Source organism: Kitasatospora sp. NPDC058478 (genome assembly GCF_042720345.1).
Lineage (GTDB): Bacteria > Actinomycetota > Actinomycetes > Streptomycetales > Streptomycetaceae > Kitasatospora.
The window spans coordinates 1-24274 of record NZ_JBHXML010000006.1; the positions used below are offsets into that span (position 1 = coordinate 1).

The following is a 24274-nucleotide window of genomic DNA, read 5'->3' on the forward strand; positions in this document are numbered from 1 at the left end:
AGCCGGGCGCCCAACGCCGCGGGCTGATCCGCCAAGATCGACCGGACAGGACCTAAGCGGCGGGCCCGCGTCCACGGACGCGGGCCCGTCGCTTTTCGTTGCCGCCGGCGGGCGGCTGGCGGGCGGCGGATTCCGGACGGTGACGGAGCCATCACGCTGCGCGCGAGCCGGGGTGGGGTCGGGAAGTGTCCCCGCGATTAACGTCGCGCTACGAACTCCTCCCATTCCCACCGGAGTTCCCGTCCGGTCGCGAAATTTCGCCCCAACTGCCCTTTTTGGCAGCTGTTCTGACCTACCAGGAGTTGCAGTAGGCTGACCCCGCGATAGGCGTCGCCGCAGGTCCCGTGCCGGAAAGCACCGCGATGTGATGTGACATCAGGTGTCTTTCGGAGGGGGTTCAGGCCGCCAGTCCCATTCGCGCCTTGGGGCCCGGACCGGCTCCACACGGTGCCACCTGAAGAGAGTTTCATGACGTCATTTGTGCAGGAACCCTTTTTCTGGGTCTTCATCGTGGTGATGCTCGCAGCCGTCGGAGCGGCCCTCCAGGCCCGCAGGACGAACCTCGCCCTGCGGAGGCGAAACGTTTCCCTGGAGGAGGCCAGCGCCCTGGCACAGCGGCAGCGCGACGAGTTCGCCGTGCTGCACGACCAGCTGCGGAACCAGCACGCATCCGAGCTGACGGACGTCCGCCGCGACGCCGAGGAGGACACCAAGGCCGTCCTCAAGGCGGCGATGCGGACGCTGCAGGGCTTGGCCGACGAGCAGCAGGTCGTCATCGACAAGGTGCAGCGGAAGTACGGCGACAGCCCGCAGATCCTGGCCGACCTGATGACGATCGACCACACGAACAGCCAGTTCGGCCGACGCGCCCAGGGCATCGCGGTGCTCTGCGGCGGCTGGCTGGGCCGCCGTGAGAGCGTCGCCTCGGTCTACGACGTGGTCCGCAGCGCCCAGGGCCGGATCCGGCACTTCGACCGGGTGCGGATCCACTCCCAGGTCAGCGTCGCGCTCGTCAGCAAGGTCGTCGAGCCCGTCGCCGTCGTGCTGTCCGAGCTGCTCGCCAACGCGACCAACTACTCCGCCCCGGACACCCCGGTGGAGGTCAGCGTCCAGGCCGTCCCCACCGGCGTCTGCCTGATCGTCGACGACGCCGGCCTCGGCATGGGCCAGGAGGAGAAGGACCGCGCGGCGGTGCTCCTGAACCCGGGCGCGCCGATCGGCCTCACCAGCCTGGGCAACCCCCCGAAGTTCGGCTTCGCCGTCTCCGGCATGCTGGCCGCCCGCTACGGCTTCCGGGTCTCCGTCGACTCGGTCTCCCCGTACGGGGGCGTGCGGGCCGTGGTGCTGCTGCCGGCCGAGCTGCTCAGCAGCGAGGTCGCGGCCCCGGCCCCGGCCGCCGCCGTGCACGGCGAGCACCAGGCCGCGCACGGTGACCACCAGGGCGCGCGCGGCGACTACCAGGCCCCGCCGGCGGAGCAGCCCGCGCAGGCGTGGGCGCAGGCCCCCGGTCAGCGGCTCGTGTCGCTGCCCGAACCGGCGGCGCCGCTGGCCCCGGTGCCGGCGGCGGCGGTGACGGAACCGGAGATGACCGCGGACGGACAGCTGCCCCGCCGCCGCCGCAACCGCCCGGTGTCCGTCCTCCCGTCCCCGCAGGACCCCGGCCGGGCCGAGGCGCCGGTGCGGAGCCCCGTCCAGAACACGCCGTCCCGCCTCGGCGCGTTCCAGCGCGGCACGCTGTCCGGGCGCAACACCACGAACACGGAAGGAACCGAGATCCAGTGAGCCGCGATCTTTCCTGGGTGCTCAACGACGTACTCCAGGTACCCGGCGCCCGGCACGCCATCCTCGTCTCCGCCGACGGCCTCCTGCTCGAACGGTCCAGCGAGATAGGCCGCGACGAGGCGGAGACCAACGCCGCCGCGATGAGCTCGATGCAGTCGCTGAGCCGCGCGGTCGCCCCGTTCGTCGGCACCGACGGCGCAGGCGCCGGGGTCTGGCGCCAGACCCTGCTGGAGTACGACCACGGCTGGATCTTCCTGATCGCGGCCGGCAGCGGCGCGTACCTGGCCGCCTCCACCGCCCCCGACGTCGACATGGAGGCGATGTCCTTCCGGATGCAGCAGCAGGTCGGCGCGCTCGGACGGGCGATGTCGGCGGCGCCGCGCCAGAGCACGCTCAGCGGCTCATGACGGCCGGCGGCGAGGAACAGCGGGTCACCGGCGGCTTCATCCGCTCCTACGTGATCACCGGTGGGCGCGAGTTACCGAGTGCGGAGGCCCTGTCTCTGATCACCTTGGTCACCGTCGCGCCCGAGCAGGACCTCCCGGCCCTGCCGAGCCCGGAGACCCGGGCGATCTGGGAGCTGTGCTCCGGCGGCTACCTCTCGGTGGCCGAGGTCGCGGCCCGGCTGGAGCTGCCGGTGGGGGTCGTGAGGCTGCTGCTGACGGACCTGATCCATGAGGGACGGTTGCTGTGCCGGTCGGCCCCGCCCCCGGCCCAGGCCCCGGATCCGAGACTTCTAGAGAAGGTACTGCATGGACTTCAACGCCGGTTCGCCTGAGGACATCTACGTCCCGGGCGCGGTGACGACCGCGGTCAAGATCCTGGTCGTGGGGCACTTCGCGGTCGGCAAGACCACGCTCATCGGGGCCTTGTCGGAGATCGCCCCGCTGAGCACCGAGGAGAGCATGACGCAGGCGTCCATCCGCGTCGACGACCTCCGCGGCGTACCGGACAAGAAGACCACGACCGTCGCCCTGGACTTCGGCCGGCTGACACTCGGCGACGACCTGGTGCTGTACCTGTTCGGCACTCCGGGGCAGCAACGGTTCATGCAGCTCTGGGAGGACATGGCGCGGGGCGCGCTGGGAGCGCTGCTGCTGGCCGACCCGACCCGCCTCGCGGACACCTTCCCCGTCATCGACCTGATCGAGCAGTACGGCCTGGAGTACGCCGTGGCGGTCAACAGCTTCGACCGGCAGGACGAGTACACCGAGGACCAGCTGCGTGAGGCACTCGACCTGCTGCCGCACACCCCGGTGGTGTTCTGCGACGCGCGGGACCAGCGTTCCTCGGCCGACGCCCTGCTGACGCTCGTCCGGCACCTGCTCGCCCGCGCCTCCTGACCTCCCCCGCGCCTCCCTCCCCGCACGCCTCCCGGGTCCGCACCCGCCCGGGGCCACCTCCAAGGAACGACCCATGGATTCTCCGCAGCGACCCGCCCCGCAGTCGCCTCCGCAGGGCTGCCCGATGCACGTCGGCGTGAGCACACCGCTCTACGGGGAGATGTTCTCGTCCGACCCCGGCGCGGTCTACGACAAGCTGCGCGCCAACGGCCCTGCCGCGCCGGTGGAGTTGGCCCCGGGGGTGGAGGCCACCCTGGTCACCTCGCACGAGGCCGCCCTGCGGGTGCTGCAGAACCCGGGGATGTTCGCCCGGGACTCGCGGCGCTGGGCGGCGCTCAACGAAGGACGGGTGCCGATGGACAGCCCCGTCCTGCCGATGATGTTCTACCGGCCCAACTGCCTCTTCACGGACGGCGCCGAACACCTGCGGCTGCGCAAGGCCGTCACCGAGAGCCTGGGCCGGCTCAACGACAACCGGCTCAACCGGCACGTCGAGCGGATCGCCGGCTACCTGATCGACCAGTTCAGTCCGCTGGGCCGGGCCGACCTGCTCAACGACTACGCCAAGCTGCTGCCGCTGCTGCTGTTCAACCAGCTGTTCGGCTGCCCGGCCGACATCGGCGACCGGCTGACCCGCAGCATGTCCGCGCTCTTCGACGGCCTCGACGTGATCCAGGCCAACGAGGAGCTGACCGCCTGCCTGATGGACCTGGTCGCGCTGAAGCGCCGCCAGCCCGGCGACGACATCACCTCGTGGCTCATCCAGCACCCGGCCGGCCTGCGGGACGAGGAGCTCAAGGACCAGCTGGTCATGCTGATGGGCGCCGGCGTCGAGCCCGAGCGCAACCTGATCGGCAACGCGCTGCTCCTGCTGCTGTCCGGCGAGGGCCGCTCCGGACTGCGCATCGAGGACGCCCTCGACGACGTGCTGTGGAACAACCCGCCGATCGCCAACTACGCCACGCACTACCCGATGCAGGACCTCGACGTGGGCGGGGTCCCGATGGACGCGGGCAGCCCGGTGGTGATCAGCTTCGCCGCCGCCAACAGCGACCCCGCGCTGACGGACGCCCGGCTGACCCTCAGCAAGGGGGCCCACCTGGCCTGGGGCGCCGGCCCGCACGCGTGCCCGGCCAAGTCCCCGGCCCAGCTGATCGCCCTGAGCGCGATCGAGTGCCTGCTCAACGCCCTCCCGGACGTCACGCTCGCGGTGCCCGCGGAGAGCGTGGAGTGGCGGCCGGGCCCGTTCCAGCGCGGCCTGGTCTCGCTGCCGGTCCGGTTCAGCCCGGCGCCCGCCCGGACCGCGAGGCCGGCCGCGGGAGCGGACACCGCGCCGGGCGGGTCGCCGGCCGGCTCCGAGGCGACACAGGCGTACCCGCAGGCCACCGCCCCCGCGCCGGGCCGGGCCGGGCAGAAGAAGGGGTGGTGGAGCTCCTTCCTGGACGTCTTCCGGGTCTGACACGCCCCGGGCTCCGATCCGACGCGCCGTCGGAAGCCGTTCCGCCACCGCGGCGTGAACGGAGTCCGACGGCGGTGCGGGTACGTGACGGGGGCAACACGGATCGACGCTTGAGCGCGCTGTTGCTGGGTAGATCGCCGCCGTACTGCCCGCCCGCGCGTAAGGAGCCCCGTGTGACCGCCACGTTGGAAGCCCGCCCCGCAGACCCGGAGCGCCCGGACGGAAGGGTGGTCGACCGCCGTGCCGCCGTGCCGCTCCTGCGCAGGCTGCGGTCGGCCGAGGGACTCGCCGACCCGAGCCCGGTCTACGACGGGCTGCGGGCGCTGGGAGACCTCGTCCCGGCGCCCTGGGGCGGCTACCTGGTCACCGGGTACGACGCGTGCGACCAGGTCCTGCGCGGCAGGACCTGGCTCGTCCCCGACTTCGCGTGGCAGGAACGGCAGACCGAGACGGGGCGCTGGGACGCCGTCGCCACCCAGGAGATGAGCCGGACCCTCTCCCGGCTCAACGCCCCCGACCACACCCGGCAGCGGCGCAGCCTCGGGAACCTCTTCGACCGGAACACCCTGCGGGACATGGAGCCGCAGATCGAGGCCGACGTCGCCGAACTGCTCGACCGCCTGGCCGAGCGAATACGGACGGACGGCGAGGCGGACCTCTCCGCCCTGGTCAGCGAGCAGCTGCCGATCGGCACCGTCGGGCGCTGGCTGGACATCGCGCCCGAGGACTACCCGCACATCCTGACGATGACCCACAACCAGGTGCACGCCCAGGAGCTGCTGCCCACCAAGAGCCAGCTGGCGGTCTCCGAGCAGGCCACCATGGACCTGCGCGAGTACTTCACCCGCCTCGTCCGGGAGCGTCGCGACAACGACGGCGACGACGTGATCGCCGGCTGGATCCGCACCTGGGACGCGCTGGAGTCCGACCGCGAGGCCACCGACCGGATGGTCTACCAGCTCACCATGTTCGTCACCATCGCGTCGCTGGAGACCACGGCGACGCTGCTCTCCTCGCTGGTGTGGTCGCTGCTGCGGTCGCCCGGCCGGTGGGAGTGGCTGCGGGAGCGGCCGGAGCACATCGACGACGCGATCGACGAGGCGCTGCGCTACGACCCGCCGGTCCGCGTCAACAGCCGCGTCGCGGGCGAGGACACCGAGCTGGCCGGGGTGTTCCTGCCCAAGGACACCATGGTCCACGTGATGTACGGCGCGGCCAACCGCGATCCGCGCCGCAACCCGGACCCGCACACCTTCGACGTGCTCCGCCGGGGCACCCACCTCACCTTCGGCGGCGGCGCCCACTACTGCCTCGGCGCGGGCCTGGCCAGGCTGGAGGCACGCGCCCTGCTCGGCCAGCTGCTGCGGCGCTTCCCGACCCTGAGGGCGGCGAGCCCGCCCGAGTACGCACCCCGGATGGTCTTCCACCGGGTGACGTCCCTGAGAGTGGCCGCATGAACGTGTTCCCGCAGGTTCCCCAGGTTCCCCAGGTGCCGCAGTACCCGCCGCACGCGGCGCAGCCGTCGTACCTCCCGTACCCGTACCCCGAGCCCGTCGCGTCGCCCGTCCCGCAGCCCGCCCCGGAGCCCGTTCCCGCGCCCGCGGTGGCCCGTACGGTCCGTACCGAGCGCCAGGGCCCCGTGCTCCACATCGAGTTGGACAGCCCGGCGACCGGGAACGCCGTCACCTCGGCCATGCTGGACGAACTCCTCGCCGTGCTGGCCGTACCCGATCCGGCCGTGCGCGTGATCGTGCTGTCCGGGGCCGGCCGGGACTTCTGTCTCGGCGGCGACCGCGACGAACTCTTCGCGGGCCTGGAGCAGGACCCGACCGGCGGCGGCATACGGAGCTACGGGGAGAAGGCCCGCAGGGTCTGCGATGCCCTGACCAACAACTCCGCCGTGACCGTCGCCCGGGTGCAGGGCCGGGCGACCGGCGCCGGCTTCGCCCTGGCGCTCGCCTGCGACCTGCGGGTCGGCGCCGACAACGCCGTCTTCCGGCTGCCCGAACTGGCCCTGGGCCTGCCCGTCGCCTGGGGCGGACTGCTGCCCCGGCTGCTCCACGAGGTCGGCGCGGCCCGGGTCCGCGAGATCATCCTCACCAGCCGCCCGGTCGGCGCGGTGGAGGCGCGGGAGCTCGCCATCCTGCAACGCGTCGTCCCCGAGCAGGACCTGGACGGGGCGGTCGCCGAGTGGGTCAGGCCCGTCACCCGCCGCCCCGAGGCCGCACTGCGGGTCACCAAGACGCTGCTGGCCTCCCACGCGGCGGCCACCCGGTTGGCCGACGCCTCCGTGCTCGACGCCGAGCTGATGGCCTCGGTCCTGGCCGCCGCCCACTACACCCGCGGCCTCGCCGCCCAGCCCCCGGCCCACTGACCGCCAGCTGCCGTCCGCCGCCTTCGACCTCCGTCCGGTCGAGGCGGCGCGTACGTGGCTCCGCTTTCGGCGGCCCCGGCGGGGGCCGCCGGGGTGTTCGCGGTTCCTGGGAAGTGGGCGGCGCGCTGGTACGAGCCGGTCAGTGCGCGGCCGCGCGTTGGAGGGCACTGGCGAGGAGGGCGAGGTCGGTGGGGCCGTTGCCGAGTTCGCGGACCGGGCGGCGGGCGGGTGGGGCGCCGAGTTGGAGCGGGTCGATCGCGACGACGGTGGGGCGCAGGGTGGCGGTGCGCGGGATGCGGCCGCTGATCCGGGCGGTCTGGAAGGCGGTGACGCCGCCGTCCGGCAGGCGCAGGTAGCCGCGGCCGGGGGTGTCCTCGGGCAGGGCGGCCGCGTCGCCGAGGTGGATCAGCAGGTCGGAGTCGGCCGGGTCCTCGGTGCGCAGCGCGATGCGGAGCAGGGCGGCCTCGTCGACCTCGGTGCCGGCGCTCTCCTCCGGGTGGCCGGTGGTGACCGCGAGGTGGACGCCGAGCGGGCCGCCGTGGCGGGCGACGGCGGCGAGGGCGCGGGCGAGCGGGCGGCCGGCCGGGGAGGTGGGGGAGAGGAGGGCGTCGTAGTCGTCCACGACGACGACCAGGCGGGCGGGGCAGGGGGCGGCGGCGGGGGAGGTGACCGGCCGGGGGCCGTCGCCGCCGCTGCGCGGGTGGATGATCTTCGGGGTGGCGGCGGAGGCCGCGCCGACGACGGCGGGCACCGGGACGGCCGGGTGTCCGGCGAGGCTCTGTCCAGCCAGGCTCTGCGCGTCCAGGCTCTGCGCGTCCAGGCTCTGCCCGTCCAAGATGCGGGCGGCGTGCCAGGAGGCGAAGTCCAGTCCGTCGAACAGCCGCTCGCGCAGGGCGAGTTCGTCCTCCAGGGCCTCCGCGGCGAGCAGTGCGGCCCGCGGGTCGTCGGCGGCGTTCACCAGGCCGGTGACGTGCGGCAGTTCGGTGCAGCCGTCCAGGCCGTCCTCGGTGGACCGGCCCTCGATGAGGGTGACGGTGAGGCGCTCGGGGCGTTCGGAGACGGCGAGCGAGGCGACCAGGGTGCGCAGCAGCTCGGTCTTGCCGGAGCCGCGGGCGCCGCCGATGAGCAGGTGCGGGCCGCCCGGGTCGGGGGAGGGGAGGGCGAGTTCGGGGTCGGCCAGGTCGAGCGTGCAGAGCTCGTCCCGGGTGGTGCCGAGCAGCGCGGTGGCGGCGCCGATGCCGCCGGCGTGCGCCGCCCAGCGGGCGGACAGCTTGGCCGGGGTGACGGTGTCGAGCTGGAGCAGGTCGAGCAGCCGCAGTGCGTCGGGCAGCGGGCCGCGGGCGGCCGGGGCGGCCTCGCGCAGCGGGGCGAGCACGCGGGCGAGCCGTTCGGCCCAGGCGTCGGAGACGGCGTCCAGGGAGACCTCGTGCAAGGTCTCCCGGCCGCGGGCGACGGGGCGGTCGAGGGAGAGCTGGGTGCCGACCTCGCCGGTGATCAGGGCGGTGGCGCCGAGGCCTCGGGGGAGCAGTTCGGGCTGCTCGGCGAGGCAGACCGGGAAGATGCCGACGGCCGGGCCCTGGCGCAGCAGCAGGTCGACGGCCTGCCGGGCGGTCTCGGTGGTCGGGCGGCCGTCCACCACGACGACGGTGGCGGGGTGGCCGCCGAGGCCGGCCGGGCCGCTGAGCCGGGCGGTGAGTTCGGTCAGCCGGGCGGTGGCCTGTTCGTCGTCGAGGCCGAGCAGCAGCCGGCAGTCCTGGCCGTCGGCGGGGCGCAGGTGGGGCAGCCAGAGGGCCCAGGCCCAGGTGTCGGCGCGTTCTTCGGGGGTGCGGGCCTGGTCGGCGTCGACGACGACCAGGCTCAGGCCGGTCGGCGGGTGCAGGGCGGCGAGCTGGGCGACGACGGCCCGGGTGAGTGCGTCCAGGCGTTCGCGCGGGCCGCTGAGGCCGAGGCTGCCGGCGGTCTGCAGGTCGAGGGTGACGGGGACGGCGGGCAGCATGGTGCCGGGTGCGGTGCCGGGGCCGCCGGGGCGGTCGGCGGTGCCCAGGCGCAGGGTGAGCGCGTCGGGGTGGCCGGGGCCGCGCTCCCAGAGCCGGGGGCCGGGGCCGACGGCGTTGAGCAGCAGGGTGGCGAGATCCGGCCACCGTTCGCGCTGGGCGGCGGCCTGGCGCAGTCGTACGGCGGTGTGGTGGCGTTCGGCGCTCTCCTGGCCGGGCGGTTCGGCGGTGCGGCCGAGTCGCAGCGAGAGCAGGCCGCGGCTGCGGCCGGGGGCGGGTTCGGGGGCGGCGGGGGGTTCGGCTACCGGCGGGGTGGGGCGGACCGGTCCTGGGGCGGCGAGCTGGAGGTGGCCGTGGCCGTCGGGCAGGGCGGCGCGGCCGGTGCCGTCGGCCGGGTCGGGGGTGGCCACGTGCAGGGTGGATTCGCCGATGCGCAGCAGGGCGCCGGCTTCCAGCGGGACGGCTTCCTCGGGGGCTCCGGGCGGGACGAGCCGACCGTCCAGGGTGGTGCCGTTGGTGGAGCCGAGGTCGCGGACGGTGATCCTGCCGTCGTCGGCGAGGTGCAGGGCCAGGTGCAGCCGGGAGACGTCGGGGTCGTCGAGCGGGACGTCGGCTTCGCCGGAGCGGCCGATCCGGATCTCCCGGCCGTGCAGCCGGTGCACTCCGCCGGCGTCGGGGCCGCCGACCACGCGAAGTTCGGCGGCGGCGGGGGTGTCGTCGGGGTCGTCGGCGGTCGGGTCGGGCTCGTTGAGGCTGAGGACGGCCCCGTCGAGGAGCGGGGGGTGGCCGAGCAGCGTGTGCTCGTCGACCCGGTGCGCCCCGGCGTACAGGTGCACGTGGGTGGCGGCCCGGGGCCCGCGCACGCCGACGGCGCCGGCGAGGGCGCCCGCGAGGGAGCCGAGCGCGGTGCCGACGGGGGCGGTGACCAGCACGTCCACGTAGGGGATGGCGGAGCCGGCGGCGGCCGGGCCGCTGCGCGGTCGGAGGACGGTCAGCCGGATCTGCATCTCGCCCGCGGGTCCCTTCTGCTGGTGTGGAGCCTGGTACCGCTGCCCGGTGTCGTCGCGGGCGCGCGGGGCGGCCGCGGCGACCCTTTGGGCCACACGAGTGGCGAGTGTCCATCCTGCCATCCGTCACGGACAGTCCGCGCACCGTACCGGATTTGACGATCTTGCGATCATCGCCATGGTGGAGGCGACGGAGGGTCAGGTCAACCGGTGCGGCGAGGGCCCCGTCGGCGGGCCCGCCGAACCGGTCCGGGAACTCCCCTAGGGGATGTCCCCCAACCCCTCCGGGATGGCCTGCCGGTCGCCCCAAAAACCTGAACGGACACCGTTAGAGTGGCCGCAGACACGGGCCCGGCAGGCTCACCGCACCGGCGGAGGAGCGCCCCGCGCGGGCGGCACGACGAGGAGTGCGACAGGTGCGGCCAGTCGGCAGCAAGTATCTGCTTGAGGAGACCCTCGGACGGGGTGCCACCGGGACGGTCTGGCGCGGCCGGGTGCGCCCCGACGTCCAGGTGCCCGGCAGCGAGCCCGGGCAGCTGGTGGCGATCAAGGTGCTGCGCGAGGAACTGGCGTCCGACCCGGACGTCGTGATGCGCTTCCTGCGCGAGCGCTCGCTGCTGCTGCGGCTGACCCACCCGAACATCGTCCGGGTCCGCGACCTGGTGGTCGAGGGCGAGCTGCTGGCCCTGGTGATGGACCTGATCGACGGCCCCGACCTGGCCCGCTACCTGCGTTCCAACGGCCCGTTCAGCCCGATCGCCGGCGCCCTGCTGATGGCCCAGGTCGCGGACGCGCTGGCGGCCAGCCACGAGGACGGGATCGTCCACCGCGACCTCAAGCCGGCCAACGTGCTGCTCGCCTCCACGGTGTTGGACGGCACCGAGCAGATGCACCCGATGCTGACCGACTTCGGCATCGCCCGCCTCGCCGACTCCCCGGGCATCACCCGCACCCACGAGTTCGTCGGCACCCCCGCCTACATCGCGCCGGAGTCCGCCGAGGGCCGCCCGCAGACCTCCGCGGTGGACGTCTATGGCGCCGGGATCATGCTGTACGAGCTGGTCACCGGCCGCCAGCCGTTCCAGGGTGACAGCGCGATCGCGCTCCTCCACGCCCACCTGGCGCAGGAGCCGCAGCGGCCCAGCACCATGCCCGAGCCGCTGTGGACGGTGATCGAGCGCTGCCTGCGCAAGGACCCGGCGCAGCGGCCGTCCGCGACCTCGCTGGCCCGCGCGCTGCGGGTGGTGGCGGCCGGCGTCGGGGTGCACGCCTCCCCGTCGGCGGTGGACGAGGCGCTCGCGGTCGGCTCGCTGCTGCTGCCGGACCCGCGCCCGACCTCCGTCCCGAGTGCCGGCGCGGGCGTCCCCGGCCTGACGCCGGCCGCCCCCGCGGCCCCGCAGTACGACCCGGCCGGGGCGACCCAGGTGATGGGCACCCAGCCGCCGCCCGCCCCGCCGTTCGGGGCCCCGGACCGCACCCAGGTGATGCCGCCCACCGTCGTGCCCCCGCCCCCGCCGGGCGCTCCGGGTGCTCCGGGCGCTCCGGCGGAGGAGACGCCGCACCCGTGGCAGACGCAGCTGCGGGCGGCCCGGGACCGCAACCAGCAGACCCAGGTCGGCTACTTCGGCCCGGAGGACTTCGAGGACCCGCAGGTCGCCCCGAGGCCCTTCCAGGCCGGGCCGGCCGGCCCCCCCGGCTACCAGCCGCAGCCGCCGGCCGGCTACCACCCGGACCAGCGGCGCCAGGGCCCGCCGCCGCCCGGGTACGCCCAGCGGCCGCCGGTGGCCCCGCCGCCCTACCAGGGCGGTCAGGGCTACCAGGCCGGGCAGTCCGGTCACGGCGGCCCGCCGCAGCCCGGGCCCGGTGGACGCCCGCAGCCGCCCGGCGGCTACCGGCCGGCCCCGGCCGCGTACGGGCAGTCGCAGGGCGGCTACCCGCCCCCGCCCGCCCCGGTCCCGCGCCGGGCCGAGCCGCCGGCGCCGCAGCACCGCGAATCGCCGCAGCACCGCGAGCCCCCGCAGCACCGCGAATCGCCGCAGCGCCGGGACGAGCCGCGCGAGCAGGACCGCCGCGAGCCCGCCCCGCCGCGCGAGCGGCGCCCGCGCAGCCGCAACCGGATGTACATCCCCGGGCTCGGCTGCCTCAAGGGGTGCCTGGTGGTGCTGGTGGTGCTGGTGGTGGCCGGGGTGGCGCTGTGGAACTTCACGCCGCTGCCGCACTACTGGGACAACATCCAGGGCTGGTTCAACACCGTGCGCGACTGGGCGGACGCCCTGTTCGGCAGCTCGAAGAACTGACGCCGGGCCAGACCCTGCCGTGCGGGCCCGCCCGGTCCAGGGCCGGGCCCGCGCGGCGGGATTGACGCTTTGTCGACAATTCGCAAGATTTCTCGCCCGCGGCTGCCCGCCCAGGGCCCTCGGGCGGCCCGCGCGGGGCGCCGGGGCGCGTAGGTTGGTCGCTGTTGTCCCGCCCCATCGAGCGCACCGGACCCCCGGGCGCGCTCCCGCGCCGCCCACGGAGCAGCATTGGCACGCAAGATCGGCAGCCGGTACACCGTCCACCAGGTGATCGGCCGGGGTTCGGCCGGGACGGTCTGGCTCGGTGAGGGGCCCGACGGCCCGGTGGCGGTCAAGCTGCTGCGCGAGGACCTGGCCGCCGACCAGGTGCTGGTCGGCCGCTTCGTCCAGGAGCGCGCCGCGCTGACCAGCCTCGACCACCCCCGGGTGGTCGGCGTGCGTGACATGGTCGTGGACGGCAGCGACCTCGCCCTGGTGATGGAGCTGGTCCAGGGCACCGACCTGCGCTCCCGGCTGGAGCGTGACGGCGCGCTCCCGCCGCAGACCGCCGCCTCGGTCATCGCGGACGTCGCCGACGGCCTGGCCGCCGCGCACGCCGCCGGCATCGTCCACCGCGACGTCAAGCCGGAGAACGTCCTGCTCGACCTCGCCGCCGCCCCCGGCCCCGGCGGCGCCCCGCGCGCCAAGCTCACCGACTTCGGCGTGGCCCGCCTGGTCGACGCCCCGCGCCGCACCCGGGCCACCCGGATCATCGGCACCCCCGACTACCTCGCCCCGGAGATCATCGAGGGCCTGGAGCCGCGCGCCGCCGTCGACATCTACGCCCTCGCCACCGTGCTGTACGAGCTGCTGGCCGGGTTCACCCCGTTCGGCGGCGGCCACACCGGCGCGGTGCTGCGCCGGCACGTCACCGAGCAGGTGCCGCCGATCCCCGGCCTGCCGGACGGGCTGTGGCGGATCATCTCCGAGTGCCTGGCCAAGGCCCCGGCCTCCCGGCTGCGGGCCGCCGAGCTGGCGGCCCGGCTGCGCGAGCAGCTGCCCTCGCTGGCCGGCCTGCCGGTGCTGGCCGTGCCCTCCCAGGGCCGCGCCCCGGCGGAGGAGGCGCTGACCCCCGGTGAGGCCGTGTACGCCGAGGTGGACGCAGGCTCGGGAATCCACAAGCGCCGCCGGGGCCCGGCCGTCCCGCTGGTGCCCGGCGTCGCCCCCGACTCCACCCGGGACACCCACACCAGCCTGCGCCGCCCCTCCGCGGACGAGCTGGCCGCGTACGCCGCGGAGTCCCGTGCCCAGCGCACCGCCCCGGGCACCGGGCACCGCCGGGACCGGCAGGCGCTGCTGCGCCGCCGCCGGGTGCTGGCCGTCCTGCTGGCCACCGTCCTGCTGCTGGCGGGCGCCGCCGCGGCCTGGACGGCCTTCGCGGCCACCGCCCCGGACGCCGGTCACCCGGCCCGCCCGACGGTGTCCGGCACGGCCCCGCGGGCACCGTAGCGGGCCGTCGGGCGGGTACCGCGAGAGCCGGAGGACCCCGGTGTCGTCATGACCACCCCCGGAACCATTACCCTGGGGGCGTGGCAGCCGTCGATCCTTCCGAAGAGCTCAAGAACCTCGAAACGACCATGGGGTCGATCGAGGCCGTCCTCGACCTGGACAAGATCCGGGCCGACATCGCTGTCCTGGAGGAGGCGGCAGGCGCCCCCAACCTGTGGGACGACATCGCGAACGCGCAGAAGGTGACCAGCCGGCTCTCCTTCCTCCAAGGCGAACTGCGCAAGGTCGAGGGCCTGCGCAGCCGCATCGACGACCTGGGCGTGCTGTTCGAGCTGGCCGAGGCCGAGGACGACGCGGACACCCGGGTCGAGGCCGAGTCCGAACTCGTCTCCCTCCAGAAGGCGGTCGAGGAGCTGGAGGTCCGCACCCTCCTGTCCGGCGAGTACGACGCCCGCGAGGCGCTGATCAACATCCGCGCCGAGGCCGGTGGCGTCGACGCCGCCGACTTCGCCGAGCAGCTGATGCGCATGTACCTGCGCTGGGCCGAGCGGCACGGGTACCCCACCGAGGTGTACGACACCTCGTACGCCGAAGAGGCCGGCATCAAGTCCGCGACCTTCACGGTCAAGGCGCCGTACGCCTACGGCACCCTGTCGGTCGAGCAGGGCACCCACCGCCTGGTCCGCATCTCGCCCTTCGACAACCAGGGCCGCCGGCAGACCTCCTTCGCCGGTGTCGAGGTGCTCCCGGTCGTCGAGCAGTCCGACCACGTCGACATCGACGAGGGCGACCTGCGGATCGACGTCTACCGCGCCTCCGGCCCCGGCGGCCAGGGCGTCAACACCACCGACTCGGCGGTGCGCATCACGCACCTCCCGACCGGTGTCGTGGTCTCCTGCCAGAACGAGCGCTCGCAGATCCAGAACAAGGCGTCCGCGATGAACGTCCTCCAGGCGAAGCTGCTGGAGCGGCGCCGCCAGGAGGAGCGGGCGGCGATGGACGCGCTCAAGGACAGCGGCAGCTCCTGGGGCAATCAGATGCGCTCCTACGTGCTGCACCCGTACCAGATGGTCAAGGACGTCCGGACGGAGTACGAGGTCGGCAACCCGCAGGGCGTGCTGGACGGCGACATCGACGGCTTCATCGAGGCCGGCATCCGATGGAGGAAGCAGCGGGAAACCGCGAGCTGAGCGTGAGGATGCCGGCCTCGATGAACATCAAGCACAGCATCGAGGCCGGCATCCGCTGGCGCAAGCAGCGCGAGACCGCCGCGCAGTAGGCGCAGGCATGCGAAAGGGCCCCCGACCGCAGTGGTCGGGGGCCCTTTCGTATGCCTCGGTGGGTTCAGGCCAGTGCCTGCCGGGCGATCAGCGCCACCGCGAGCAGACCGGCCAGCAGGGCCAGCAGCATCGCGGGGGAGAGCGCCGCGAACGGACCCTGCTGCTCCTGCAGCCGGGCCCGGTTGGCGCGGCAGACCGCGCAGCGCCCGTCACTCACGCGGCCGTTGCAGTTGGCGCACACCAGATGGTCGCAGGTCATGCGATCTCCTCCTCGCTGCTACAGCCAACGCACCGGACGGGGCTTTGGTTCCTCTTCTTGCCCTGTGCGGGGGAGCGCCCGAACACGGATGCCACCTCCACTCTGCCAGGTTCTGACCGTTCCGGCTCCCGGGCTGTGAGATGCCTCCCAATTTTCGGGGCATAACCAGACATTCTCCCCCAGATTTCGACGGCTGTCCTGGGCGGGCCCTGCGCGCCGACCGCCGATTCGCGTATGGTCCCAGACCGGGAGCGGCCCTTTCCGCTCCCGCCACCCGCCCCAGGGCCGGGCGCCCGGGGTGGACCGACCGAGGACTGGCGCCGCCTAGGATGGCCTCCGTGATGCAGCCGTGATCAGATTCGACAACGTCTCCAAGACCTATCCCAAGCAGAACCGTCCCGCCCTGGACAACGTCTCGCTGGAGATCGAGAAGGGTGAGTTCGTCTTCCTGGTCGGCTCGTCCGGCTCGGGCAAGTCCACCTTCCTGCGCCTGTGCCTGCGCGAGGAGCGCCCCTCCACGGGCGAGGTGCACGTGCTGGGCAAGGACCTCGGCAAGCTGTCCAACTGGAAGGTGCCGCACATGCGCCGCCAGCTGGGCACCGTCTTCCAGGACTTCCGCCTGCTGCCCAACAAGACGGTCGCGCAGAACGTCGCCTTCGCCCTCGAAGTGATCGGCAAGCCCAAGAGCGCCATCAACAAGGTGGTGCCCGAGGTGCTGGAGCTGGTCGGCCTCGGCGGCAAGGAGGACCGCATGCCGGGCGAGCTGTCCGGTGGTGAGCAGCAGCGTGTGGCGATCGCCCGCGCGTTCGTGAACCGTCCGATGCTGCTGATCGCGGACGAGCCCACCGGCAACCTCGACCCGCAGAACTCGGTCGGCATCATGAAGCTGCTCGACCGCATCAACCGCACCGGCACCACGGTGCTGATGGCCACCCACGACCAGGCCATCGTCGACCAGATGCGCAAGCGCGTCATCGAGCTCGACAAGGGGCTGCTCGTCCGCGACCAGGCCCGCGGCGTCTACGGATACCAGCACTGACCGACCGGCGCAGCCGGCGCTGAACCCGTAGGGCCGTCCGCCCGCGTCGCCAGACCAGCAGTACCGACCCTGGAGTTGTTACCCGCATGCGTGCCCAGTTCGTCCTGTCGGAGATCGGTGTGGGTCTCCGCCGCAACCTGACGATGACCATCGCGGTCGTGGTCAGTGTCGCGCTCTCCCTCGCCCTGGCCGGTTCCTCGCTCCTGGTCCGCGACCAGGTGAACTCCATGAAGGGGTACTGGTACGACAAGGTCGAGGTGAGCATCTACTTCTGCACCAAGTCGGACGCGCGCAACTCGCCGCAGTGCGACAAGGGTGCGGCCACCGACCAGCAGGTGCAGGACATCAAGGCCCAGCTGGACAAGATGGACTCGGTGGTCCAGTCGTCGGCCTTCGAGAGCTCCGCCGAGGCGTACAAGCACTGGAAGGAGATGAACCCGGACAACCCGCTCATCTCCGTCCTGGGCCCGGACGCGATGCCGCAGTCCTGGCGGGTCAAGCTGAACGACCCGACCAAGTACGACGTCATCCAGAGCGCCTTCGCCGGCAAACCCGGCGTCAAGTCGGTGGAGGACCAGCGGAAGATCCTGGAGAACCTGTTCGGCCTGCTCAACGGCCTCCAGACGGCGGCCTTCGTGATCATGGTGCTGATGCTGTTCGTCGCCCTGCTGCTGATCGTCAACACCGTCCGGGTGTCGGCGTACAGCAGGCGGCGCGAAACCGGCATCATGCGCCTGGTCGGTGCCTCGAACTTCTACGTCCAGATGCCGTTCATCGCCGAGGCCGCGTTCTCCGCGCTGCTCGGCGCGGCCATGGCCTCCGGGCTGCTGGTCGGCGGGCACTTCTTCGTCCAGAACTGGCTGGCCGACCGGGTGCAGTTCATCCACTTCATCGGCCTCGGCTCGGTGCTCGCGGTGATACCGCTGCTGATCGTGGTCGGTATGGGCATGGCCGGCGTGGCGGCGTTCTTCACCCTGCGCAAGTACCTCAAGGTCTGACCACCTCCGGCCCCGGCGGCCCCGGACGGCACTGCGCCGTCCGGGGCCGCCGTCGTTTCGCCCGCCGTTGTGGCCCGTCGCGCCCGACACGGTGTCTACACTCCGGTGCCATGCTGGAAACTCCGCGCAGGGCACGTCAGGTGGCCACCCTCAGCCTGGTGTTCGGCGTCGTGCTGATCGCCGGGGCCGCCACCGGCGCCTGGGGCGACCCGCCACGGCACCCGGCCGCCGGCGCCGCCCCGGTCGCGGGCGCCGCCCCGGGCCTCCCGGCGGACCCGGCCGGCACCGCGCTGTCCGAGCAGCAGGCCGAGCACCTGCTCGGGGCCAACGGCGACCGCTGGGGCGCGTACTACAGCGCCCAGGAGTACGCCGCGTTCAGCCAGGGACTGGACGGCCGCTACCTGGGCGTCGGGCTCTCGGTCGGCCGCGGCGAGGACGGCGCCACCGCGGTCTCCCAGGTCGCGCCCGCCGGGCCCGCCGCCACGGCCGGGATCGAGGCCGGCGACCGGCTGCTGCGGATCGACCAGGACCAGGCCGACCACCTGCCGGTCACCGAGGTGGTGGCCCGGCTGCGCGGGCGCGACGGCGAGCGCGGGGTGGGCTCCGAGGTCACCCTCGCCGTGCGGCGCGGTGCCGGCGAGGTCCGCGAACTGCGGCTGCGGCGCGCCCTGTTGGACAGCCGACAGGTCACCGCCGAGCAGCTGGAGAAGGGCGTGCTGCGGATCGCCGTACGGGCCTTCACCAGCGGTGTGACCGATCAGGTGCGCGCCGCTCTGCGCGCCCCGCACGCCGGTGTGGTGCTCGATCTGCGCGGCAACTCGGGCGGGTTGGTCGAGGAGGCGGCCGGCACCGCCGGGATCTTCCTGGACGGCGGCCCGGTCGGCTCGTACCAGGAGCGCGGCGAGACCAGGGAGTTGACCGCCCCGCCCGGGGGCGACCAGCGCACCCCGCTGGTGGTGCTGGTCGACGGCGGCACGATGAGCGCCGCCGAACTGCTCACCGGCGCGCTCCAGGACCGCAGCCGCGCCGTGGTGGTGGGCTCCCGGACCTTCGGCAAGGGCACCGTCCAGCAGCCCAGCCGGCTCGCCGACGGCGCCGTGCTGGAGCTGACCGTCGGCCGCTACTACACCCCGGCCGGCCGCTCCCCGGAGGGCTCCGGCCTGACCCCGGACGTCCCGGCGGCGGCCGGCGAGGACGCCGACGCGCTCGCCCTGCGGGTGCTGGCCGGGCTCGGCACCCGCGCCTAAAGGGGCTGCCCCGAACCGGCCGAAGTGCGAGAATGGCCGCGCTATGGCAAAGGAAACCGGACAGAAGCTGATCGCGCAGAACAAGAAGGCGCGACACGAGTACACGATCCTCGACACCTATGAGTGCGGCCTCGTGCTCACCGGCACGGAGGTGAAGTCACTGCGCGAGGGGCGGGCCAACCTGGTCGACGGCTACGCCTACATCCAGAACCACGAGGCCTGGATCGACAACGTGTTCATCCCCGAGTACACCCAGGGGACGTGGACCAACCACGCGGCCCGGCGCAAGCGCAAGCTGCTGCTGCACCGGCTGGAGATCCGCAAGATCGAGAGCACGGTCCGCGACGCGGGCCACACGCTCGTCCCGCTCTCGCTGTACTTCAAGGACGGCCGGGTGAAGCTCGAACTGGCGCTCGCGGTCGGCAAGAAGCTCTACGACAAGCGGCAGACGCTGCGCGAGAAGCAGGACACCCGCGAGACGGCCCGCGCGGTGGCGGCCGCCCGGCGGCGCCAGAGTTAATCCGCTGGACCCTCACCCGCCGCCTCGCGTACTATGGCGTCAGCAACACGGACGGTCACCGTCCGGCTGTTTCTCAACAAAACATGGGGATGATCGGTTTCGACAGGGGATGTTGAAACAGGGGAAGCGAGCCGAGGAACGCGGCAATGATCTCGTTAACCACGTGTCGCAAAAAAATAATCGCCAACTCTAAGCGCGATTCCCAGCAGTTCGCTCTCGCTGCCTAATAAGCACCGATAGCGCTTGGGTGTCAGACCGGGGAGTTCCCGACCCGGACCCTGGCATAATCTAGGGAACTCAACCGTCCGCCCGGGCTGCGAGGGCGGATGGGAAATCAAACAGCAGCTGGGCCTGTTGGCGGCTTGTCCGTGTGACTGCCAGGGCCGAGAAAATCACAGCGGACTGCGCTCGGAGAAGCCCTGAATTAACTCCACTGGACCCGGGTTCGATTCCCGGCATCTCCACCACCCCATGTTGACAGTGAAGGCCGTCCACCGCTTTGCGGTGGGCGGCCTTCACGTTTACCCCGGTTGGGGCGTAGGATCATCCGTCCGCTCGTTTTCCGGAGCCGGATTCCGCCGCTACCACCGAGGCCATGCAGAGCAACACGGACACCACCGCCGCCACCGACCGCGAGACCGTACGCGAGCGCGAGATCGCCGGTGAGCAGCAGCACCTCGACACCGTCTACCACCGGCTGGAGGAGAAGCTTGCCGAGGCCGAGTACATCCTGGAGGACGCCGCCAAGCGGGTCCACGTCGGCACCCCCGGCGCGCTCGCCGAGCGCGACGCCCAGGTCTACCGGGCCGGCGCCCACCTCCAGCGCCTGAACAACGAGTTCGAGGACTTCCTGTTCGGCCGGATCGACCTCCAGCGGGCGGACGCCCCGGAGGAACACGGCATCCCCTCCGACACGCCGCTCGACCCGGCCGACCCGGCCGTCGCCGAGACCCTGCACATCGGCCGTCTCGGTGTGCTGGACGCCGAGTACGGGCCGCTGGTGATCGACTGGCGGGCGCCCGCCGCCGCGCCGTTCTACCGCGCCACCCCGGTCGAGCCGGGCCGGGTGGTCCGCCGCCGGGTGATCCGCTCCAAGGGGCGCAGGGTGATCGGCGTCGAGGACGACCTGCTGCGTCCCGACCTCACCCCGACCCTGAACGGCCGGGAGCTGGCGGTGGTCGGCGACGGCGCACTGATGGCCTCGCTCGGCCGCGCCCGCAGCCACTCGATGCGCGACATCGTCTCCTCCATCCAGAAGGAGCAGGACGAGGTGATCCGGGCGGCCGCCGCCGGCGCCACGCTCGTCACCGGCGGCCCGGGCACCGGCAAGACCGCCGTCGCCCTGCACCGCGCCGCGTACCTGCTGTACCAGGACCGCCGCCGCTACGCCGGGGGCATCCTGGTGGTCTCGCCGACCCCGCTGCTGGTCTCCTACACCGAGGGCGTGCTGCCCTCGCTCGGTGAGGAGGGGCAGGTCGCCATCCGCGCGGTCGGCTCGCTGGTGGACGGCATCGAGGCGGGCACCTACGACAGTCCGGAGGCGGCCCGGGTCAAGGGCTCGGGCCGGATGGTGCAGCTGCTGCGCCGGGCGGCTCGGGCCGCGCTGGAGCTGGGCGCGCCGCAGGAGCTGAAGGTGGTCGCCCGCGGCGAGGTGCTCAAGCTGGACGCGGGCCGGCTCAAGGCCGTGCGCGGCAACGTGATCGGCGCCGGCGGCACCCCGCTGAACCTGCTGCGCCCGCGCGCCCGCCGGATGCTGCTGGACGCCCTGTGGCAGGAGCTCACCCGGCACCTGCCGAAGCCGACCGACCACTACGCCCGCGAGCAGCGCCAGGAGGAGAAGGAGTCCTTCGACGAGTACGTCTCGGACGAGGCGCCGTTCCTGGACTTCCTGGACGCCTGGTGGCCCGCCGTGACCCCGCGCCGGGTGCTCGGCACGCTCAAGCAGCACCGGCACATCAACCGGATCGCCCGCCGCGCCGTCTCCCCGGACGAGGCGAGGCTGCTGGCGGCGTCCTGGCGCCAGCTGTCCCCGAACGGCGAGGGCGCGCTGTCCGCGCACGACGTCGCGCTGGTGGACGAGCTCCAGGTGCTGCTCGGCGAGGCGGCCCGGCCGAAGGTGCGCGAGGTGAACGCGGTGGACCTGCTGAGCGGGCTGGAGGAGGTCACCACCTTCGCCGACCGCAGCTCCCGTCAGCGCGAGCGCGTCCCCGTCGAGCGCACCGAGTACGCGCACGTGATCGTGGACGAGGCGCAGGACCTCACCCCGATGCAGTGGCGCATGATCGGCCGCCGGGCCCGGATGGCGACCTGGACGATCGTCGGCGACCCGGCGCAGTCCTCCTGGCCGTTCCCGCAGGAGGCGCAGGCCGCGCTGGACGAGGTGCTGTCCGGCAAGCCGCGCCGCCGCTTCACGCTGACCGTCAACTACCGCAACCCGGCCGAGATCGCCGAGGTCGCGGCCAAGGTGCTGGCGCTGGCCGCGCCGGGTACCCCGTCGCCGACCGCGGTGCGCCGGGTCGGCGTCGAGCCGCGCTTCGCGGCCGTCGTGGATCCCGCCCCGGAGGCCTTCGGCGCGGCGGCCCGGGCGGAGCTGGAGCGGCTGCTGGGCGAGGTGGACGGCACCGTGGCGATCGTGGTGCCGATGGACCGCCGGGCCGAGGCGGCCGGCTGGGCCGAGGGCCTGGGCGAGCGGGCGGTGGTGCTGGGCAGCCTGGAGGCGAAGGGCCTGGAGTACGACGCGACCGTGGTGGCCGACCCGACCGGCATCGCCGGCGAGTCGGAGGCCGGCCTGCGGGTGCTGTACGTGGCGCTCACCCGGGCGACCCAGCGGCTGACCGTGCTGTCCGGTCCGGACGACCTGCCGGACGCGGCCGGCGTGCCCGCGCTGCTGCACGGCTGACGGCCGGTCCGCCGGACGAAGAAGGCCCCTCACCGGATGGTGAGGGGCCTTCAGACGTTAGTGACACCGACCCGCCATGCTCGCCTCGCGGCAAGTGGTCCCTCGAAGGGACGAAGGTTGGGCCCGGGGGCTTGGATCGAGCCGGTGTCCCGTCCAATGTAACGCATCGGCCCGGAGAGGCAAGAAGTTGTCGGGTCCACACACTCAATGAACGTTATTTCTGGCTACCCCTTGGAAGGTGCGACGATCGAGGTCTAGCATGCGCAGGCGATGCCTTCAACAAAATGTTGAACCTGCCGCACGGACGGAAGAAGGAAGCGTCGATGGCGACGGTGCCCAGTGTCTCCAACTCGATCACGGTGCGGCTGGAGGTCCCGGCCCGGGGCAACGCCGTCAGTGCGATCACCACGGCCGTGGAGTCCTCCGGCGGTTCGGTGACCGGTCTCGACGTCACCGCCTCCGGCCTGGAGGCGCTGCGGATCGACGTCACGGTGGCGGCCTCCTCGGTCGCGCACGGCGAGGAGATCGTCGAGAAGCTGCGGGCGATCGACGGCGTGTCGATCGGCAAGGTCTCGGACCGCACCTTCCTGATGCACCTCGGCGGCAAGATCGAGATGTCGTCCAAGCTCCCGATCCGCAACCGTGACGACCTCAGCATGATCTACACCCCGGGCGTCGCCCGGGTCTGCATGGCGATCGCCGAGAACCCCGAGGACGCCCGCCGCCTCACCATCAAGCGCAACAGCGTCGCCGTGGTCACCGACGGCTCGGCGGTGCTGGGCCTGGGCAACATCGGCCCGGCCGCCGCGCTGCCGGTCATGGAGGGCAAGGCGGCCCTGTTCAAGCGCTTCGCCGGGATCGACGCCTGGCCGATCTGCCTGGACACCCAGGACACCGACGAGATCGTGGCCATCGTCAAGGCGATCGCCCCCGGCTTCGCGGGCATCAACCTGGAGGACATCTCCGCGCCGCGCTGCTTCGAGATCGAGGCCCGGCTGCGCGAGGCCCTGGACATCCCGGTCTTCCACGACGACCAGCACGGCACCGCGATCGTGGTGCTGGCCGCCCTCACCAACGCGCTGAAGGTGGTCGGCAAGGAGATCGGCGACATCCGGGTGGTGATGTCGGGCGCCGGCGCCGCCGGCACCGCGATCCTCAAGCTGCTGCTGGCGGCCGGCGTCGAGCACGCCACCGTGGCGGACGTGCGCGGTGTGGTCCACCAGGGCCGGGAGGACCTCAACGACAGCCTGCGCTGGATCGCCGAGCACACCAACCGCTCGGGCCGCACCGGCAGCCTCAAGGAGGCCGTGGCGGACGCCGACGTCTTCATCGGCGTCTCGGCCCCGAACGTCCTGGACGGCGACGACCTGGCCACCATGGCCGAGGACTCGATCGTCTTCGCGCTGGCCAACCCGGACCCGGAGGTCGACCCGGCCATCGCCCGGCAGACCGCCGCCGTGGTCGCCACCGGCCGCAGCGACTTCCCCAACCAGATCAACAACGTGCTGGTCTTCCCGGGTGTCTTCCGCGGCCTCCTGGACGCCCAGAGCCGCACCGTCAACACCGAGATGATGATCGCCGCCGCCCGGGCGCTGGCCACCACCGTCGCCGACGACGAGCTGAACGCCAACTACATCATCCCGAGCGTCTTCCACAAGGACGTCGCCAAGACGGTCGCCTCGGCGGTGCGCGAGGCGGCGCTGGCGGGCGTCCAGGAGAGCACGGAGCCGGCCCGTCCGACCCCGGGCATCGTCGGCACGCTCGACGCCTCCTCCTTCCCCACCGTCAAGCTCTGACCGGCGAGGCGGCCGACGTGTCGCTGATCGGTCAAATGTCCGAATAGCGGCCTTACCCGTCCGAGTCCGCCCCGAACCCTTGCGACACAAGGGCGAGGGGCGTGTTTGGGCTTGTCGTGCCTAGGGCGTACGGTAGCCCTGCACGGGGCAGGCGTGTCCGACAAGTACGGAACGTCCCCCTGGTCTTCCGGCGCGTCGTCCCGACCGCCGCCCGGGCCCGGTCCGCCGGAGCCGACGGAGCGTCACACCTCCAACGGGCGGGGTTCGTTCGGGTGTCGTGGCCGGGGCCCGATTGGCTTTCTCGGGGCCGGTCGGGGCAGGATTCGTATCCAGGCAGGCGGACGGGCCTTCGACGGCACCGGCGCGCGGCATCGGGTACGGACCCGGCCTGCGACCACGCATTGCCTGCATGAGCACAGTGTGCGGACCTGCGGCCTATCCGGGTGCCCCCCGGTGGGAGTACCGATGGGCCCCCGCACACCGCAAGCGAAC

Annotated in this window: 18 protein-coding genes and 1 other RNA gene; 17 read left to right on the plus strand and 2 right to left on the minus strand. The window is 73.1% G+C overall.

Features of this window, described 5'->3' with window-relative positions; all coding sequences use genetic code 11:
• Positions 1-468 precede the first annotated feature (468 nt).
• The 7 genes from ACFWPT_RS04615 to ACFWPT_RS04645 all read left to right on the plus strand — a co-directional run bounded on the left by ACFWPT_RS04615 (position 469) and on the right by ACFWPT_RS04645 (position 6958).
• On the plus strand, positions 469-1782 hold the full coding sequence (locus ACFWPT_RS04615; protein ID WP_380479557.1) for an ATP-binding protein: 1314 nt from the start codon (positions 469-471) through the stop codon (positions 1780-1782).
• Entirely contained in the window at positions 1779-2189 is a 411-nt protein-coding gene (locus tag ACFWPT_RS04620; protein ID WP_363370343.1) for a roadblock/LC7 domain-containing protein, read from the plus strand. Before ACFWPT_RS04615 ends, ACFWPT_RS04620 begins: the two co-directional genes overlap by 4 nt.
• Positions 2186-2560 (plus strand): DUF742 domain-containing protein, encoded by a 375-nt coding sequence (locus ACFWPT_RS04625; protein ID WP_350881090.1) that lies wholly within the window; start codon positions 2186-2188, stop codon positions 2558-2560. The genes ACFWPT_RS04620 and ACFWPT_RS04625 overlap by 4 nt, the downstream gene beginning before the upstream one ends.
• Positions 2535-3125 (plus strand): ATP/GTP-binding protein, encoded by a 591-nt coding sequence (locus ACFWPT_RS04630; RefSeq protein ID WP_063349167.1) that lies wholly within the window; start codon positions 2535-2537, stop codon positions 3123-3125. Before ACFWPT_RS04625 ends, ACFWPT_RS04630 begins: the two co-directional genes overlap by 26 nt.
• A 73-nt stretch (positions 3126-3198) precedes the next feature.
• A complete protein-coding gene (locus ACFWPT_RS04635) occupies positions 3199-4584 on the plus strand; it encodes a cytochrome P450 (RefSeq protein WP_380479559.1) in 1386 nt (461 codons plus the stop codon).
• Between the two features lie 266 nt (positions 4585-4850).
• Positions 4851-6041 carry a cytochrome P450 gene (locus ACFWPT_RS04640; protein ID WP_380479682.1) on the plus strand — a complete coding sequence of 397 codons (1191 nt, stop codon included), beginning with the start codon at positions 4851-4853 and terminating at the stop codon, positions 6039-6041.
• Positions 6038-6958 carry an enoyl-CoA hydratase/isomerase family protein gene (locus tag ACFWPT_RS04645; RefSeq protein WP_380479561.1) on the plus strand — a complete coding sequence of 307 codons (921 nt, stop codon included), beginning with the start codon at positions 6038-6040 and terminating at the stop codon, positions 6956-6958. Before ACFWPT_RS04640 ends, ACFWPT_RS04645 begins: the two co-directional genes overlap by 4 nt.
• A gap of 139 nt (positions 6959-7097) precedes the next feature.
• Here ACFWPT_RS04645 and ACFWPT_RS04650 read toward each other — a convergent pair whose 3' ends face one another.
• Positions 7098-10055 carry an FtsK/SpoIIIE domain-containing protein gene (locus ACFWPT_RS04650; RefSeq protein WP_380479563.1) on the minus strand — a complete coding sequence of 986 codons (2958 nt, stop codon included), beginning with the start codon at positions 10053-10055 and terminating at the stop codon, positions 7098-7100.
• 320 nt (positions 10056-10375) lie between these two features.
• Between ACFWPT_RS04650 and ACFWPT_RS04655 the strand changes: the two genes are divergently transcribed.
• The 3 genes from ACFWPT_RS04655 (at position 10376) to prfB (ending at position 14934) form a co-directional block, all read left to right on the plus strand.
• Complete coding sequence (locus ACFWPT_RS04655; RefSeq protein WP_380479565.1) at positions 10376-12256, plus strand: serine/threonine-protein kinase; 1881 nt, start codon at positions 10376-10378, stop codon at positions 12254-12256.
• A 228-nt stretch (positions 12257-12484) separates the two neighbouring features.
• Positions 12485-13744, plus strand: coding sequence for a serine/threonine-protein kinase (locus ACFWPT_RS04660; protein WP_380479567.1), 1260 nt, complete (start codon positions 12485-12487; stop codon positions 13742-13744).
• Positions 13745-13824: 80 nt separating this feature from the next.
• Complete coding sequence (gene prfB, locus ACFWPT_RS04665) at positions 13825-14934, plus strand: peptide chain release factor 2 (RefSeq protein WP_380343626.1); 1110 nt, start codon at positions 13825-13827, stop codon at positions 14932-14934.
• A 154-nt stretch (positions 14935-15088) separates the two neighbouring features.
• Here the strand turns inward: prfB and ACFWPT_RS04670 are convergent, their stop codons facing one another.
• Entirely contained in the window at positions 15089-15283 is a 195-nt protein-coding gene (locus tag ACFWPT_RS04670; RefSeq protein WP_363370334.1) for a hypothetical protein, read from the minus strand.
• Positions 15284-15632: 349 nt separating this feature from the next.
• Between ACFWPT_RS04670 and ftsE the strand changes: the two genes are divergently transcribed.
• From ftsE to ACFWPT_RS04705, 7 genes are all read left to right on the plus strand, one after another.
• Positions 15633-16322: a cell division ATP-binding protein FtsE gene (ftsE, locus tag ACFWPT_RS04675; RefSeq protein ID WP_063349173.1), complete on the plus strand. Its 690-nt coding sequence runs from the start codon at positions 15633-15635 to the stop codon at positions 16320-16322.
• Between the two features lie 86 nt (positions 16323-16408).
• On the plus strand, positions 16409-17320 hold the full coding sequence (gene ftsX, locus ACFWPT_RS04680; protein WP_063349174.1) for a permease-like cell division protein FtsX: 912 nt from the start codon (positions 16409-16411) through the stop codon (positions 17318-17320).
• Between the two features lie 110 nt (positions 17321-17430).
• Positions 17431-18567, plus strand: a complete 1137-nt coding sequence (locus ACFWPT_RS04685) for a S41 family peptidase (protein ID WP_063349175.1) — start codon at positions 17431-17433, stop codon at positions 18565-18567.
• Between the two features lie 43 nt (positions 18568-18610).
• The gene (gene smpB, locus ACFWPT_RS04690; RefSeq protein ID WP_380380781.1) at positions 18611-19087 is read left to right on the plus strand and encodes an SsrA-binding protein SmpB; all 477 of its coding nucleotides are present in this window, start codon (positions 18611-18613) and stop codon (positions 19085-19087) included.
• Between the two features lie 85 nt (positions 19088-19172).
• Positions 19173-19554: a transfer-messenger RNA gene (ssrA, locus tag ACFWPT_RS04695) on the plus strand.
• 128 nt (positions 19555-19682) lie between these two features.
• Entirely contained in the window at positions 19683-21986 is a 2304-nt protein-coding gene (locus ACFWPT_RS04700; protein ID WP_380479570.1) for a HelD family protein, read from the plus strand.
• Positions 21987-22309: 323 nt separating this feature from the next.
• The gene (locus tag ACFWPT_RS04705) at positions 22310-23782 is read left to right on the plus strand and encodes an NAD-dependent malic enzyme (protein WP_363620114.1); all 1473 of its coding nucleotides are present in this window, start codon (positions 22310-22312) and stop codon (positions 23780-23782) included.
• The last annotated feature ends 492 nt before the right edge of the window (positions 23783-24274 follow it).